This window comes from Enterobacter cloacae complex sp. FDA-CDC-AR_0164 (genome assembly GCF_003071645.1).
Lineage (GTDB): Bacteria > Pseudomonadota > Gammaproteobacteria > Enterobacterales > Enterobacteriaceae > Enterobacter > Enterobacter ludwigii.
On sequence record NZ_CP028950.1, the window covers coordinates 2,308,093 to 2,323,260 of the forward strand.

General features: G+C 50.0%; 12 protein-coding genes and 1 tRNA gene. 9 read left to right on the plus strand and 4 right to left on the minus strand.

What is annotated here, in order from left to right; all coding sequences use genetic code 11:
• Window positions 1-3: 3 nt before the first annotated feature.
• Window positions 4-525 (minus strand): flavodoxin FldB, encoded by a 522-nt coding sequence (gene fldB / locus AM410_RS11425; protein ID WP_014171513.1) that lies wholly within the window; start codon window positions 523-525, stop codon window positions 4-6.
• A gap of 101 nt (window positions 526-626) precedes the next feature.
• On the opposite strand from fldB, the gene xerD reads away from it, so the two are divergent.
• The 5 genes from xerD to lysS all read left to right on the plus strand — a co-directional run bounded on the left by xerD (window position 627) and on the right by lysS (window position 6,715).
• The gene (gene xerD, locus AM410_RS11430) at window positions 627-1,523 is read left to right on the plus strand and encodes a site-specific tyrosine recombinase XerD (RefSeq protein ID WP_086532138.1); all 897 of its coding nucleotides are present in this window, start codon (window positions 627-629) and stop codon (window positions 1,521-1,523) included.
• 23 nt (window positions 1,524-1,546) lie between these two features.
• Entirely contained in the window at window positions 1,547-2,260 is a 714-nt protein-coding gene (gene dsbC, locus AM410_RS11435) for a bifunctional protein-disulfide isomerase/oxidoreductase DsbC (RefSeq protein ID WP_020883731.1), read from the plus strand.
• Between the two features lie 5 nt (window positions 2,261-2,265).
• Complete coding sequence (gene recJ / locus AM410_RS11440) at window positions 2,266-3,999, plus strand: single-stranded-DNA-specific exonuclease RecJ (protein ID WP_108647836.1); 1,734 nt, start codon at window positions 2,266-2,268, stop codon at window positions 3,997-3,999.
• Window positions 4,000-4,089: 90 nt separating this feature from the next.
• Window positions 4,090-5,188, plus strand: a protein-coding gene (gene prfB, locus AM410_RS11445; protein WP_104440355.1) for a peptide chain release factor 2 whose coding sequence is annotated in 2 segments (ribosomal slippage) — window positions 4,090-4,164 and window positions 4,166-5,188 — 1,098 coding nt in all. Because the reading frame shifts where the segments join, the coding sequence is not laid out codon by codon here.
• A gap of 9 nt (window positions 5,189-5,197) precedes the next feature.
• A complete protein-coding gene (gene lysS / locus AM410_RS11450; protein ID WP_020883733.1) occupies window positions 5,198-6,715 on the plus strand; it encodes a lysine--tRNA ligase in 1,518 nt (505 codons plus the stop codon).
• 39 nt (window positions 6,716-6,754) lie between these two features.
• On the opposite strand, the gene idi is transcribed toward lysS, so the two are convergent.
• Window positions 6,755-7,297, minus strand: coding sequence for an isopentenyl-diphosphate Delta-isomerase (idi, locus tag AM410_RS11455; protein WP_108647838.1), 543 nt, complete (start codon window positions 7,295-7,297; stop codon window positions 6,755-6,757).
• Between the two features lie 162 nt (window positions 7,298-7,459).
• Here idi and actS point away from each other — a divergent pair, with 162 nt between their 5' ends.
• The 3 genes from actS (at window position 7,460) to AM410_RS11470 (ending at window position 10,396) form a co-directional block, all read left to right on the plus strand.
• Window positions 7,460-8,200, plus strand: a complete 741-nt coding sequence (actS, locus tag AM410_RS11460; protein WP_014171504.1) for an amidase activator ActS — start codon at window positions 7,460-7,462, stop codon at window positions 8,198-8,200.
• A gap of 80 nt (window positions 8,201-8,280) precedes the next feature.
• Window positions 8,281-8,354 (plus strand) — tRNA-Gly (locus AM410_RS11465).
• 89 nt (window positions 8,355-8,443) lie between these two features.
• Window positions 8,444-10,396 (plus strand): site-specific integrase, encoded by a 1,953-nt coding sequence (locus AM410_RS11470; protein ID WP_049023372.1) that lies wholly within the window; start codon window positions 8,444-8,446, stop codon window positions 10,394-10,396.
• A gap of 1,162 nt (window positions 10,397-11,558) precedes the next feature.
• Here the strand turns inward: AM410_RS11470 and AM410_RS11485 are convergent.
• Window positions 11,559-12,287: a hypothetical protein gene (locus AM410_RS11485; protein WP_049023371.1), complete on the minus strand. Its 729-nt coding sequence runs from the start codon at window positions 12,285-12,287 to the stop codon at window positions 11,559-11,561.
• Between the two features lie 221 nt (window positions 12,288-12,508).
• On the opposite strand from AM410_RS11485, the gene AM410_RS11490 reads away from it, so the two are divergent.
• Complete coding sequence (locus AM410_RS11490) at window positions 12,509-13,069, plus strand: recombinase family protein (protein ID WP_049023370.1); 561 nt, start codon at window positions 12,509-12,511, stop codon at window positions 13,067-13,069.
• 88 nt (window positions 13,070-13,157) lie between these two features.
• On the opposite strand, the gene AM410_RS11495 is transcribed toward AM410_RS11490, so the two are convergent.
• Window positions 13,158-14,933, minus strand: coding sequence for an AIPR family protein (locus tag AM410_RS11495; RefSeq protein WP_049023369.1), 1,776 nt, complete (start codon window positions 14,931-14,933; stop codon window positions 13,158-13,160).
• Between the last annotated feature and the right edge of the window lie 235 nt (window positions 14,934-15,168).

Genomic DNA, 15,168 nt, shown 5'->3' on the forward strand with positions numbered 1-15,168 from the left:
GCGTTAGCTGAACTGTTCTGCCATTTCGCCCAGAATCTGCTCACACCAGCTTTGCAGGCGCTCATCGCTGAGATCGTACTGGTTGGTTTCATCCAGTGCCAGCCCGACAAACAGCTGCCCATCGGCAATAATCGGTTTCTTACTGGTGAACTCGTACCCTTCGGTTGGCCAGTAACCGATAAACGTGACGCCCTTCGGTGCCAGTTTGTCGTGCAGCATGCCGAGTGCGTCCAGGAACCACTCACCGTAACCCAACTGATCACCCATGCCGTACATGGCAATGATTTTGCCGTCGAGGTTAAGCGTATCAAGCTGGTCCCAGATGGCTTCCCAGTCTTCCTGTATTTCGCCGAAATCCCAGGTCGGGATGCCGAGGATCAGCACGTCGTACTGCTCCATCAGCGTAAGCGCGTCATCTTTCAGGTTATGCAACGTCACCAGTTCCGGGCCAATGATGTCCCGAATTTTCTCTGCCGCCATTTCGGTGTAGCAGGTGCTGGAACCATAGAACAGACCAATATTCATCGCGTGACTATCTCAATTCTTGCTTTGACTTTGCGCGTAGTGTACCAGAAACCGATCGCAATCAGGCATAATGGCCTGACTGCAGAATCAAAGGGGCTGATGTGGAAAAGGATCTCGCACTCATCGAACAGTTTCTCGATGCACTGTGGCTGGAGAAGAACCTGGCCGAGAATACGCTCAGTGCCTACCGGCGCGATCTCACCATGCTGGTGGAGTGGCTGGCGCACCGCGGGCTGTCGCTGGCGAACGCACAAAGCGACGACCTGCAGGCGCTGCTGGGCGAGCGGATGGAAGGGGGCTACAAGGCCACCAGTTCCGCACGTTTGCTCAGCGCAATGCGTCGGCTGTTCCAGCACCTCAACCGTGAGAAAATTCGCGAAGACGATCCCAGCGCGCTCCTGGCCTCCCCGAAACTCCCGCAGCGGCTGCCGAAAGATCTCAGCGAAGCACAAGTTGAGAGATTATTACAGTCACCCGCAGTTGACCTGCCGCTGGAGTTACGCGATAAAGCCATGCTTGAGCTATTGTATGCTACCGGTTTGCGTGTTTCTGAACTGGTCGGCCTGACGATGAGCGACATTAGCCTTCGTCAGGGCGTGGTTCGCGTAATCGGTAAAGGAAACAAGGAAAGGCTGGTGCCGCTGGGTGAAGAGGCGGTGTACTGGCTGGAAACGTATCTGGAGCACGGTCGTCCATGGTTGCTTAATGGCACTTCAATCGATGTCTTGTTCCCCAGCCAGCGCGCACAACAGATGACGCGGCAAACGTTCTGGCATCGCATCAAACATTACGCCACACTGGCGGGTATCGACAGTGAAAAGCTTTCGCCACACGTTTTGCGTCATGCCTTTGCGACGCATCTGCTGAACCACGGCGCCGACCTGCGCGTGGTGCAGATGCTGCTGGGACATAGCGATCTTTCCACGACCCAAATTTATACCCATGTCGCGACGGAACGGCTGCGGCAGCTACACCAACAGCACCACCCACGAGCGTGAGTGCCGACGAATTAGGATCTTATATGAAAAAGTCTTTCGCGCTGTTCACCCTGCTGGCAGCCTCATTTACCGGTTTTGCCCATGCGGATGACGCCGCTATCAAACAGTCTCTGGCGAAGCTAGGCGTCACCAGCAGTGATATCCAGTCTGCACCGGTTGCCGGCATGAAAACGGTTCTGACGAACAGCGGCGTGCTGTACGTGACCGAAGACGGAAAACACATTATTCAGGGGCCAATGTACGACGTGAGCGGTGCACAGCCGGTCAACGTAACCAACCAGCTGCTGATGAAAAACCTGAACGCGCTCGAAAAAGAGATGATCGTTTATAAAGCGGCGCAGGAAAAACACGTCATTACCGTCTTCACCGACATCACCTGTGGCTACTGCCATAAGCTGCATGAAGAGATGAAAGATTACAACGCGCTGGGGATCACCGTGCGTTATCTGGCCTTCCCGCGCGCGGGCGTTGAGAGCAAGCCAGAGCAGGATATGAAAGCTATCTGGTGTGCGAAAGACCGCAACAAAGCCTTTGATGACGCGATGAATGGCAAAGGCGTGCAGCCTGCATCCTGCGACATTGATATCGCTAACCACTACGCGCTGGGTGTGCAGTTTGGGGTGAACGGTACGCCAGCGATTGTCCTGAGCAATGGCTATGTTGTTCCGGGTTATCAGGGACCTAAAGAGATGAAAGAGTTCCTCGACGCGCACCAGAAACAGTTTGGTGGTAAATAATTCGCGTGAAAGCCCCAATAAAACTGCGCCGCCGCGAGGCGGTTGAACATGCTGATTTGCCTGACGACCTCCCGCCGCTGCTAAAGCGGCTATACGCCAGCCGTGGCGTGCGTATCGCCGCCGACCTTGAGCGCAGCGTTAAAGGGATGTTGCCATGGCAGCAGTTAAACGGCATCGAAAAAGCCACAGAAATACTCTACAACGCGCTGTGTGAAGGTACGCGCATTGTGGTGGTGGGGGATTTTGATGCTGATGGCGCAACCAGTACCGCGCTGAGCGTGCTGAGCCTGCGCGCGCTGGGCTGCGCCAACGTGACATATCTGGTGCCGAACCGGTTTGAAGATGGTTACGGCCTCAGCCCGGAAGTGGTCGATCAGGCCCATGCCCGCGGCGCACAGCTGATCCTGACCGTAGATAACGGGATCTCTTCCCATGCGGGCGTCGATCATGCGCATCAGCTGGGGATCCCGGTGCTGGTTACCGATCACCACCTGCCGGGTGAAACGCTGCCTGCCGCGGAAGCGATCATCAACCCGAACCTGCGCGACTGCGATTTCCCGTCGAAATCACTCGCAGGCGTCGGCGTGGCATTTTATCTGATGCTGGCGTTACGCACGCTGCTGCGTGATAAGGGCTGGTTCGACGCCCGCGGTATTGCCGTGCCGAACCTGGCCGAGTATCTCGACCTGGTCGCACTGGGGACCGTCGCAGACGTGGTGCCGCTCGATACCAATAACCGTATTCTGACCTGGCAGGGCTTAAGCCGCATCCGGGCGGGCAAATGCCGTCCCGGTATCAAAGCGCTGCTTGAGATTGCTAACCGCGATCCGCTCAAGCTGGCGGCAAGCGATCTGGGCTTCGCTCTGGGGCCTCGCCTGAACGCGGCCGGCAGACTGGACGACATGTCCGTTGGCGTCGCGTTGCTGCTGTGCGACAACATTGGTGAAGCGCGCGTGCTGGCTAATGAGCTGGACGCCCTGAACCAGACCCGTAAAGAGATTGAACAGGGAATGCAGGTTGAAGCGCTGACCCTGTGCGAAAAACTGGAACGCAGCGGCGATACGCTGCCGGGCGGCCTGGCGATGTATCACCCTGAGTGGCATCAGGGCGTGGTGGGCATTCTGGCTTCGCGTATTAAAGAGCGTTTCCACCGCCCGGTCATTGCGTTTGCACCGGCTGGTGATGGCACCCTCAAAGGCTCCGGGCGTTCGATTCAGGGGCTGCACATGCGCGATGCGCTGGAGCGTCTGGATACCCTCTACCCGGGTCTGATGCTCAAGTTCGGCGGCCATGCCATGGCGGCAGGTTTGTCGCTGGAAGAGGAGAAGTTCGACGAGTTCCAGCGTTTGTTCGGCGAGCTGGTCACCGACTGGATTGACCCGGCCCTGCTGCAGGGCGAAGTGGTTTCCGACGGCGAACTCACGCCGGTTGAGATGACGATGGAAGTGGCACAGATGCTCCGGGATGCAGGGCCGTGGGGGCAGATGTTCCCGGAACCCCTGTTCGATGGCCGCTTCCGTCTGCTGCAACAGCGCATTGTTGGTGAGCGCCATCTGAAAGTGATGGTCGAGCCTGTAGGCGGTGGCCCGCTGCTGGACGGTATTGCCTTTAACGTCGATACCGCTGTCTGGCCGGACAACGGCGTGCGCGAAGTTGAGCTGGCATACAAACTGGATATAAACGAGTTCCGCGGTAACCGCACCCTTCAGATCATCATCGACAATATCTGGCCAATTTAGCGGCAGTAATCTCTATAAAAAAGGGCGTGGATTCGGTACAATCCCGCTCTTATCACCGCATTTTGACAAGTCCATAAAAGAAAACAGACCATGTTTGAAATTAATCCGGTAAAAAACCGTATTCAGGACCTCACGGAGCGCTCTGACGTTCTTAGGGGGTATCTTTGACTACGATGCCAAGAAAGAGCGTCTTGAAGAAGTAAACGCCGAGCTGGAACAGCCGGACGTCTGGAACGAACCTGAACGCGCGCAGGCGCTGGGTAAAGAGCGTTCCTCTCTCGAAGCTATCGTAGATACGCTGGATCAAATGGCTCAGGGGCTGGAAGATGTTTCCGGTTTACTGGAGCTGGCCGTCGAAGCTGACGACGAAGAAACCTTTAACGAAGCCGTGGCTGAACTCGACGTGCTCGAAGAGAAGCTGGCGCAGCTTGAATTCCGTCGCATGTTCTCCGGTGAATACGATAACGCTGACTGCTATCTCGATATTCAGGCAGGTTCTGGCGGTACCGAAGCCCAGGACTGGGCCAGTATGTTGATGCGCATGTATCTGCGCTGGGCGGAAGCCCGCGGCTTCAAAACCGAAATCATCGAAGAGTCTGAAGGCGAAGTGGCCGGTATTAAATCTGTCACCATCAAGATTATTGGCGATTACGCCTACGGCTGGCTGCGTACCGAGACGGGTGTTCACCGCCTGGTGCGTAAGAGCCCGTTCGACTCCGGCGGCCGTCGTCACACCTCCTTCAGCTCCGCGTTTGTCTATCCGGAAGTTGACGAAGATATCGATATCGACATCAACCCGGCGGATCTGCGTATCGACGTTTACCGCGCATCCGGCGCGGGTGGTCAGCACGTTAACCGTACGGAATCTGCGGTGCGTATCACCCACATTCCAACCGGGCTGGTGACGCAATGCCAGAACGACCGTTCCCAGCATAAGAACAAAGACCAGGCCATGAAGCAGATGAAAGCGAAGCTTTATGAGCTGGAGATGCAGAAGAAAAATGCTGAGAAACAGGCGATGGAAGATAACAAATCTGACATCGGTTGGGGCAGCCAGATCCGTTCTTACGTCCTTGATGACTCCCGCATCAAAGACCTGCGTACCGGGGTTGAAACCCGTAACACGCAGGCGGTGCTGGATGGCAGCCTGGACCAATTTATCGAAGCAAGTTTGAAAGCAGGGTTATGAGGAACCAACATGTCTGAACAACAAGCACAGGGCGCTGACGCGGTAGTCGATCTTAATAACGAACTGAAAACCCGCCGCGAGAAGCTGGCAGCACTGCGCGAGCAGGGCGTGCCGTTCCCGAACGATTTTCGTCGTGACCATACCTCAGACCAACTGCACGCTGACTTCGACGGTAAAGAGAACGAAGAGCTGGAAGCGCTGAACATCGAAGTGGCCGTTGCTGGCCGCATGATGACCCGTCGTATCATGGGTAAAGCCTCCTTCGTGACGCTGCAGGACGTTGGCGGCCGTATTCAACTGTACGTCTCCCGTGACGACCTGCCGGAAGGCATCTACAACGAGCAGTTCAAGAAGTGGGACCTGGGCGATATCCTGGGGGCGAAAGGTAAGCTGTTCAAAACCAAGACCGGTGAGCTGTCTATCCACTGCACCGAACTGCGTCTGCTGACCAAAGCCCTGCGCCCGCTGCCGGACAAATTCCATGGCCTGCAGGATCAGGAAGCGCGCTACCGTCAGCGTTACCTGGATCTCATCTCCAACGATGAATCCCGTAAGACCTTCAAGATTCGCTCTCAGATCATGGCCGGTATCCGCCAGTTCATGGTTAACCGCGACTTTATGGAAGTGGAAACCCCAATGATGCAGGTGATCCCAGGCGGTGCGTCTGCACGTCCGTTCATAACCCATCACAACGCCCTCGATCTGGACATGTACCTGCGTATCGCGCCGGAACTGTACCTGAAGCGTCTGGTCGTCGGTGGTTTTGACCGCGTGTTCGAAATCAACCGTAACTTCCGTAACGAAGGCATCTCCGTGCGTCATAACCCAGAGTTCACCATGATGGAACTCTATATGGCGTATGCGGATTATAAAGATCTGATCGAGCTGACCGAATCACTGTTCCGTACCCTGGCGCAGGACATTCTGGGCACCACTAAAGTGCCTTACGGCGAAGAAGTCTTCGACTTCGGCAAGCCGTTCGAAAAACTGACCATGCGCGAAGCGATCATGAAATACCGTCCAGAAACCAACATGGCCGATCTGGATAACTTCGACTCTGCGAAAGCGATCGCGGAAAGCATCGGTATCAACGTTGAGAAGAGCTGGGGTCTGGGCCGTATCGTGACCGAGATCTTCGAAGAAGTAGCCGAAGCGCACCTGATTCAGCCGACCTTCATCACCGAATACCCGGCAGAAGTTTCTCCGCTGGCACGTCGTAATGATATGAACCCGGAAATCACTGACCGCTTTGAGTTCTTCATCGGTGGCCGCGAAATCGGCAACGGCTTTAGCGAGCTGAACGATGCAGAAGATCAGGCTCAGCGCTTCCAGGATCAGGTTAACGCGAAAGCGGCGGGCGATGACGAAGCGATGTTCTTCGACGAAGACTATGTGACTGCGCTGGAGCACGGTCTGCCACCAACCGCAGGTCTGGGGATTGGTATCGACCGTATGGTTATGCTGTTCACTAACAGCCACACCATCCGTGATGTGATCCTGTTCCCGGCGATGCGCCCGGTGAAGTAAGCCGTTAAGACAGTAAAAAAAGCCCCGAAAGGGGCTTTTTTATTGCGCCTTGAAGGCCCTGAGCGCGTCACGGGCGACCGTCGCTTCCTGCACCATCCACGGGCTAAAGCTCCAGGGGGCAGCGTCCAGTGCGCGGAACAACGCTTCCAGTTCGACCCATTCATACTCCATCACTTCATCGTGATTAATATGCAGTTCGCTGGTGACGCGTGCTGCGAATACCGGGCAAATCTCGTTCTCCACGATCCCCGAAGGATCGGCTTCACGATAACGGAACTCAGAGGCGATGGGGGTGATATTGGCGATCTCCGCGCCAACCTCAAAGCGGCAACGGCGGATGATAGCCTGTTCCGTCTTTTCACCAGACTGAGGATGTCCACAAACGGAGTTGGTCCAGACACCTGGCCAGGCTTTTTTGCTTAAGGCGCGTCGGGTAACCAGACACTCACCTCTGGCGTTAAAAAGCCACGATGAGAAAGCCAGGTGCAGCGGGGTGTGGGCGGTGTGCGCGGCGTACTTTTCCTGAGTGCCAATCACCATTCCCTGGTCATTTACCAAAATAACGTGTTCTTGAATACTCATTGATGCTCCAGTGCCAACGATGCGGATGGCTCAGCACCATCAGCAGCTGCATTATACTGCATTCCTCCATGCGCCGTTTGCTCTCAAGAGCGGAAAAGGGCTGACCCATATCAGTCAGGGCTGGTATCATAGTGCGCCATTCACGCTGACCGAGGATCTGTTTTGTTTGCAGGAAGCCTGACGAGAAATCCCATTACCGCCGTTTTTTGTCTGACGCTGACGCTATTACTGGCAGGCTGTTCAGGAAGCAAGTCGTCGGATATGGGCAGCTATTCCGGTGCGGTCTATACCGTTAAGCGCGGGGATACGCTGTATCGGATTTCGCGCGCAACGGGGACCAGCGTGAAGGATCTGGCGCGTCTGAATAACATCTCTCCACCCTACACCATCGAGGTGGGGCAGAAACTGAAGGTTAACGGTGGCGCGTCTTCAACGAAGAAATCCTCTAAAGGCAAAACAGCTAAAGTGACACCGTCTTACGCGGTGCCGCAGTCCTCATGGCCTCCGGTCGGCCAGCGTTGTTGGGTCTGGCCTGCCAGCGGCAAAGTCGTGTTGCCTTACTCCTTGTCTGAGGGGGGCAATAAAGGCATTGATATCGCTGCTGCGCGCGGCACGCCAGTCTATGCATCAGGGGCAGGGAAGGTGGTCTACGTCGGCAACCAGCTGCGCGGTTACGGTAACCTGATCATGATTAAACATGGGGAAGATTACATCACTGCCTATGCCCACAACGATACGATGCTGGTGAACAACGGGCAGAATGTGAAGGCTGGGCAGAAGATTGCCACCATGGGCAGTACCGGCACGGACTCGGTGAAGTTACACTTCCAGATCCGCTATCGCGCCACAGCCATCGATCCGCAGCGTTATCTTCCGGCGCCAGGCAGTAAGCCAAAGTGCTAAGTGATTATATAATCGCCATTTAGTTGCAAAGAGGCTTGTATGAAGAGGCGTAAGGTCTATAATGCCTTACGCACCTCAAAGCGGGCGTAGTTCAATGGTAGAACGAGAGCTTCCCAAGCTCTATACGAGGGTTCGATTCCCTTCGCCCGCTCCAAAAACTCCCTAACGTATTCATTCCTCAGCCTTTTTCTGATTCATACGTGACGGCGCTCGTGATCCTCCTACAAAGGGGTCATACAACCGATGGCGCAGCGTGATAATCTCTATCGACGTCCAAGCGGTATCTATGTTCTGCGGATCACCGTTCCGGTTCGTTATCGCGCCCTGATAGGGCAGCGTGAAATTCATGCATCTACCCGCACAACCCACCTTGCAAATGCCAGAGCTATTGCCGCGTGTTTGCTGGAGAAGTGGTATGCGTCTCTGGAAGAGTTCAGGCAAGTGGATAAAGAGAAGATCAGGGGCAATGCCCCATTGTTGACTGGAGCAGGCAAAATCAGCCTGGCGTTGTTTTGCGATTCATTTGGAGTTGGGGCTGAGACTGTCGTCCAGCATCTTCTGGCAGCCAATGTGCCGCTGTATGCCCTTGTATCTAACCAGCGTGGCTTTCTGATTGATGATTTCAGCACGCTTGAGCGTGATCCTGATTCGCATGGGTTCGTTTTGAATAACATTGCGTATGACGGTGCTGAGGCTGCGGTAAACGGCTATATGCAGCTTTACCAGCCGCAGTTTGCCCTTGTTGAATTGCTGAACGGGCGAGAGGTTGAGGTTACGGCATTCAGGGCTAACAACGGCAATCCTCTTTCCCTCTGGTTGTTGGATTTGCCCGGGGTGACGCTGAATGCAAGTTCTTTGTTCATCAACAACGTGCAGGCTGAAAAACTGCGTAGCGCTTGGGATAAGGCGCTTGCGAAATCGGAGCCAACATTAAGTGCTCTGCCATGCGCTCCGGTAGGTGTAACACCAGCGATTCCTGTGGCCGCTACCATCAACCCGTATTGCAACCCGACATATGCGAGCATGACGGTTTCAGCATTGCTGAAAGCGTTTTTGGTCTATAAAAATACGGGCGATATTAAGCTCGCCAGCGAGGGGAAAATTCGTTCCAGAATTGAACACTTCGTGGAGATAATGGGCGATTTAACTCTAGGCGAACTGAATCGTGACGTTGTGAAAGATTACGTCACCAAAATGCAGAATATGCCCGGTAACCTGTATTTGATGCGGCGAAAATACAAGATTTCAGATACTCAAAAGCTAATTGAAATAGCGCTAGCTGATGGTCAGCCAGTTATGAGCCGAGATGCTATTGGCAGGCATATTGAGTCACTGGGTTCTATGCTCAAATGGGCTAAGAGTGAACGTTATCTTTTTGATAACCCTGCTGAGAATGTGTTGGCTCAGCGTCGTGTGATGGTGCGTGAGCAGGATCGCCGCGACCTCTTCACCGACGATGAACTAGAGCAAATTTTCTCGGCTGACTGGTTTAAGAAAGGCGCGGGAAGGCCCAATCAATACGGACGTTATACGAGCTTCCGCCCGTTTCACTACTGGTTGCCTCTGTTGGCATTATATGTGGGCGGGCGCATCAATGAGCTTTGCCAGCTTTATCTGACGGATATTCGCGAAGATAAAAACGAAGTTGCCTATATTGATTTTAACCTTGATGCGCCGGATAAGGTGATGGATGAAGAAGCGCAGGCTGGTGGCGTTAAATCATTAAAGACGGTGAATGCGATCCGTCAGGTTCCAATTCATCCGCGACTTATCGAACTAGGGCTGCTGGAGTATGTAGATGCATTGAAAGCTGCCGGATATGATCGTCTTTTCCCTGAGTTGAAGCACAACAAAATCAAAGGATATCGTGCCGCCGCCTCAAAATGGTTTAACGAAAACTACTTTGGCAAAGTCCTCGGTTTTACCCGTGACGGTAAGAAAACGTTCCATTCGCTGCGGCACACTTTCATCAACGCCGTAGACAAGTTTGAGATCAACGAACGCACGATTGCGCAGCTTGTTGGACATGTTCGGGGCAGCACCACCGCGATGACCACCTATCGTAAGGATGCTGATGTGGGTGAGCAATTGGGCGTGATTTCGCAGCTTCACTACAGTTTACCTGATATTGCGCAGTTTGATTCGCAAGCGGGTATCAAGGCGGTCATCGACGCACGGCGCAGGCATAAATCGTAAGATGTGCCAAACGCGCCAGGAAGCTCTGTGGCGCGTTTTTTATCAAGGGCAGTGGAAATCATGATGTGGAATTTGCGGCGCTTTCGTAGCTCGACTGGCGCAGCTAGATGAATCAGATGTAACCTTCAACAAGCAGCCTCTTTCGCAATATTTAAACAACTAGCGGAGTATGGACGTTAATGGCGACCTACAGACAAATTGCCGATGATGTTAAATCCCGAACGGGGAGAACAGTCAAAACATGTTGGATAGCGCATGTTAAGTCATTGCATGGGCTAACCTGCCGCGTATCTCCAAACCGCATTAGCACCGAAAGCCGTGTTTATCCTTGCCCTGATAAATGGGTTGCGGAGATCGAGCAATCAATGAGAAATCTGGGCGAGCTTTAGCTTTACTGCGCGGCTTAACTTTTGAGTCTGTTTGGCTCTATAAGGACTGTCTCGCCGCAACGGAAATTTTCGGACACAATGCCTGAGAGGGGTGCTTCCAAATCTAGGAGATCCACTTTTTCGCAGCAGATTTATCCGGCTGCATTTACACCGGGAACCGTTGAGGGTTAACAGCTATCGGTTCAGGTTTGTGTGTTGCGAAGGCGAGAAGAACGGCAGACTTACTTCTGAAAGGAACGGTTTGATACAACGAGCAAGAGAAAAGCGTAATTGTTAAAAATGTTAAAACATAAAGTGTTCTTTAAAATGTTAATCCTTCCTCGGGGGGGAAGCCGGACATATCAACCCTAAGGCCATCTGAGAAGATAGCCTGTAGGTTTGCTCGGTTCCCCTTGCCAGATGAAGATCAAGTCTTCCTCGTGGTGTGACGACCTTTCTTGAAAGATGCATTATGCGCAAAAGAAGCTACTCAAGAATCCGCCGATTGCTACTTTCACCCTCTGCTTGGCTGCATCAAACGCTTGCGCGCCCTACCTACCACAATCAACGTTACGCAGAGTTCCCATCCTGACGTTTTCCGCTAAACAGCGGTAAAGCTCCACTTACCCGGACCGGTTTACCGCATGAGGTAGGTGTCAGAGCCAACATAGCACACCCTGTTTTCCAATAAAAGTGTTATATATCATATGGGTGAGTTCATATTCTGAACGCATTAAATCTCACTGTAAAGTTGGTAAAAGCTGCTGTTTTTTAACTTTTTGAAAATATTCGGTCTAAATTCTCTGTGCAGTTTTTCGTTGCTCATTGATATATTTGAGCAGGGTATCAAGGCGAGCAATAGCTTGTGCCACAGGGTCATGTTTAGAATCCTTAAGGCTTTCGGCTATTCTTTCTTTTTCTTTTGTAAACAATTGAATAGCAAAATCTGGGATTAAATTGAAGTTTGTGAAAGCTTCTTCTAGGTCAGCCATTTTGAAGGGGGTGCCTTCCAGAGAACTGCTCTCTTTTGTTTCAAGCAGTTTTTGGCGTAGAAGTTGGCAAAAATCATCAGCAAACTCTAGGCAAAGGGTGCGAACATCATTATTTGGTGCAGGGATTTCTATAACTTGTCCTCTATCACCTAGTCGAACAATTTTGTTGGCAACGTAGTATCTTCCGTCAACCCAAGCGTTTATGACAGGATTACCATCATGCGTTGCTGCATTTCGCGCATCCTGAAAAAAAGACCCATGGCTTAGTTGCTGTATCTTCGACCAAGGTAACTGCTTGCCTGTAACTGTTTTTATCGAATCTTTAAGCGTCTGAATGACATTCGTGAACGATGAAAATCCATAAATAACAGCCTGACTATTTGACTCGGGAACCTGTTGGTTACTAGTAAATAAGTTAATCGATGTATCGCAAGCCGTTACGATGGCGGCTAAGTGGTATTGCAATTCTTCAATTTTCCCACCGCAATAGTTGGCAACCCAGCGACGATGGTTATCTGGCAGCTCGTTCATGATTTTCTCTTATCCGTAATGTGTTGGTGCATTATACCTCTATCTGATGACTAGATTGCCCTAACTCTATTTGTTAACTAATAAGTATGCCAATAAACGACCGTTTTCCGGCATCTTCCGATCCCATACTTTTACACTGATGGAAAATTAGCCTTGGCTTTTCTGGCAGGCCATCCTAAGTTGACATCGTTTTCTGGCAGGGGCCGGATGAGGATATGACTATGGCGATTTTTGGCTACGGGCGTGTTTCGACATCGCAGCAGGATACTGAGAACCAGCGTTTGGAACTTGAAAAAGCAGGATGGACGTTTGACTTTTGGTTTGCTGATATTCTTAGCGGGAAGGTTCCTGCGATGCAACGCAAAGCATTTTCTGAAATGCTCAGCAAAATCCGCGATGGTGAAACATTGGTAGTTGCAAAACTAGACCGTCTGGGACGTGATGCGATTGACGTTCTGCAAACTGTCAAGGCGCTGGCTGAGCGCAATATTAAAGTAATTGTCCACCAACTTGGCACAACTGAGCTCACTTCCGCTGCGGGTAAGCTCCTGTTGTCAATGCTGGCAGCGGTAGCAGAAATGGAGCGCGATCTTTTAATTGAACGCACTCAGGCGGGGCTCTCACGAGCAAAAGCCGAAGGCAAGAAGTTAGGTAGGCCGTCGAAAATCGCCCCTGAAGCACATAGGGCTATTATTGAGAAAAAGAATAATGGGATCAGTATTAGCGCTTTAGCTCGGGAATATAGCGTATCCAGAGCGACTATAGCCGCATTAGTAGACTGATAGCAATTTAGTTAGTTTTGAAAATTATCAAAGGCAAGAAGATTAATCTTGAAGAGTAAAAGCCCCCGATTGAGGGCTAAATTAAAAACTAATAATGGATGTTCGCGATGAAGTCAGGAAGTAGTTCTTTAAAATCATCTCGATACATATCCATATCACTCTGGAAACGAGAAATTATCTCTGATATTTCTTTGCTTTTGGATAACCTTCCTGCTGTTGCTGGTTCCAGTATCGCAGATCTAGTTAATACTCTTTTGATTACAGGGATCCATAGTGTTCTTGCACTTTCTCTGTTGACACCCTCTTTAAAGGATATTGTGTATTTATTTGGGATGGCAGAACCTAGTATTATTTCCAATATGCTGGCTATAGCATGAATCAACAATAATGATACCCCTGGTTGAGTTAATAATTTATGTTTGATGGTATCTATTTCCGGAAGTTGATTATGTCTGAATTGTTCGTTGAAATCAGACTTTATCTGGCTTATTGCTTCATTTAATGAATAAACAAAGATAATATGGCCTGCTGTAATTGTATCATCAAAAGCTTTTTTATAGAGGTCTTCATCATCCCAAATGTCTTTTTTCCGATGATATGCGCTTGTTGGATGAGCATGAAAAGCTATCAGGATTTGTGCAACTGTGTCTGTTGGTAATAAGATTCTTTTTTGGGCAGGTGTTAATACTTGGCGAAGGCCACCAGTGTATAAAGCTTCTTTATTTTTCTCGAAGTCCTTTCTTAACCTTTTTTGTATGGAATCACTGGAGCGAAAGTCTGATCGCAAAACCTTATTTTGCGAATTGTTTGCAAGCGTTATTTCATTGATTAACTCTGGATTGCTTACTTTTATAAATCTAATCGCAATTCTTAGCGCATCATCTGGTTCTTTCCCTAAATTTGAGATGCTGCCGGTGGTTTGGGCTCCATTAACAATTGAAATACCTGTAACACTTTTAATTTGACCGAGAGTTTTGGATTCATCGATGAAATCCATTTCAAAATCATGGACTAATGCAGTGATACCGTTGTTAAATACAAAGAAATTCCCTGGGTGTGCTATGGCGGTGTTTTGTATTTCGTTGTTAATTGAAAGGTCTTTTTTATTACTGCCTAAATAAGATCTCACATTGGCGCTGAATAATTTATCTTCACCATAACTATTATAAAGCTCTTTAATAAACTTCCCAGGCACTAGTGTAGAAAATGAGGCCCAGTTCTCATTTGAATTTTGATAGAAGCCGTGCATTCCGGTTAATGATATTTTATCTGATATCAAAATCGGACTGTGTTGAGAATTATATAATTCGTCAAGCGAATTCAAGCCCATTTGCTTGGAACTTACTCTCATATTATCAATGTGATAAATTGATTTTAATTTATCCATAATCGAGCGGCCAATCGAATGGAGAGGTTTTTCGCACTCTGCTGTCTCAGGGCAGTTATGAACGAACCATACATTTATCTTATCAATTTCATTGTTCCGTAATGCATCCCTTGCATCTTTTACCTGCTCCCTTATCCTAAGAGGTATATTATCTATGTCGGCAGAAAGTAAAGCAGTTTCTGCATAAGCGGTTTCTTGAGCTTTAGATGGCTTCGCTCCTTGAGGTCGGAATAACGTAGATTGATAAGATTGTATTAGATATATTTGTTTGCTTTCCCTATCTGTCATTAATATATCTATGTTTTCATCATCCCCACCTTCAGTTATTATGTCAGGAGCTATTAAATCAATACTGTCTATATTGTCATGTAACTCTATTGCATATAATGCGCAGTTTAGGTTTCCGTATTTTTCAAGATCTTTCCTTTGTTGTAATGCTGACCAGAAAGAACTATCTGCAAGCTGTGTGTATGTCATGATAAAACCCTTTCTATTGATATATATAGTTCATCTCATTAAATCTTAATATCATTATCTTAATGTTTTGTAGGCCATGTAATGTATATAAAACACTTAATAACCTATGATATACCTTAGTTTATTAGAACATAGTCTTCAAATCTTGGTCAACCAAACAGTTGAACATTATTGCCTACCATTAAACATAGGAAAGTAACTAAATGAGTAAATTTGCTGAACGAAGTAACATATA

Bases quoted from the DNA above. Each gene is read 5' to 3' on its own strand.
- lysS (WP_020883733.1), top strand. From the start codon at position 5,198: ATGTCTGAACAACAAGCACAGGGCGCTGACGCGGTAGTCGATCTTAAT.
- idi (WP_108647838.1), bottom strand. From the start codon at position 7,297: ATGAGTATTCAAGAACACGTTATTTTGGTAAATGACCAGGGAATGGTG.
- fldB (WP_014171513.1), bottom strand. From the start codon at position 525: ATGAATATTGGTCTGTTCTATGGTTCCAGCACCTGCTACACCGAAATG.
- AM410_RS11470 (WP_049023372.1), top strand. From the start codon at position 8,444: ATGGCGCAGCGTGATAATCTCTATCGACGTCCAAGCGGTATCTATGTT.
- AM410_RS11495 (WP_049023369.1), bottom strand. From the start codon at position 14,933: ATGACATACACACAGCTTGCAGATAGTTCTTTCTGGTCAGCATTACAA.
- dsbC (WP_020883731.1), top strand. From the start codon at position 1,547: ATGAAAAAGTCTTTCGCGCTGTTCACCCTGCTGGCAGCCTCATTTACC.
- AM410_RS11490 (WP_049023370.1), top strand. From the start codon at position 12,509: ATGGCGATTTTTGGCTACGGGCGTGTTTCGACATCGCAGCAGGATACT.
- AM410_RS11485 (WP_049023371.1), bottom strand. From the start codon at position 12,287: ATGAACGAGCTGCCAGATAACCATCGTCGCTGGGTTGCCAACTATTGC.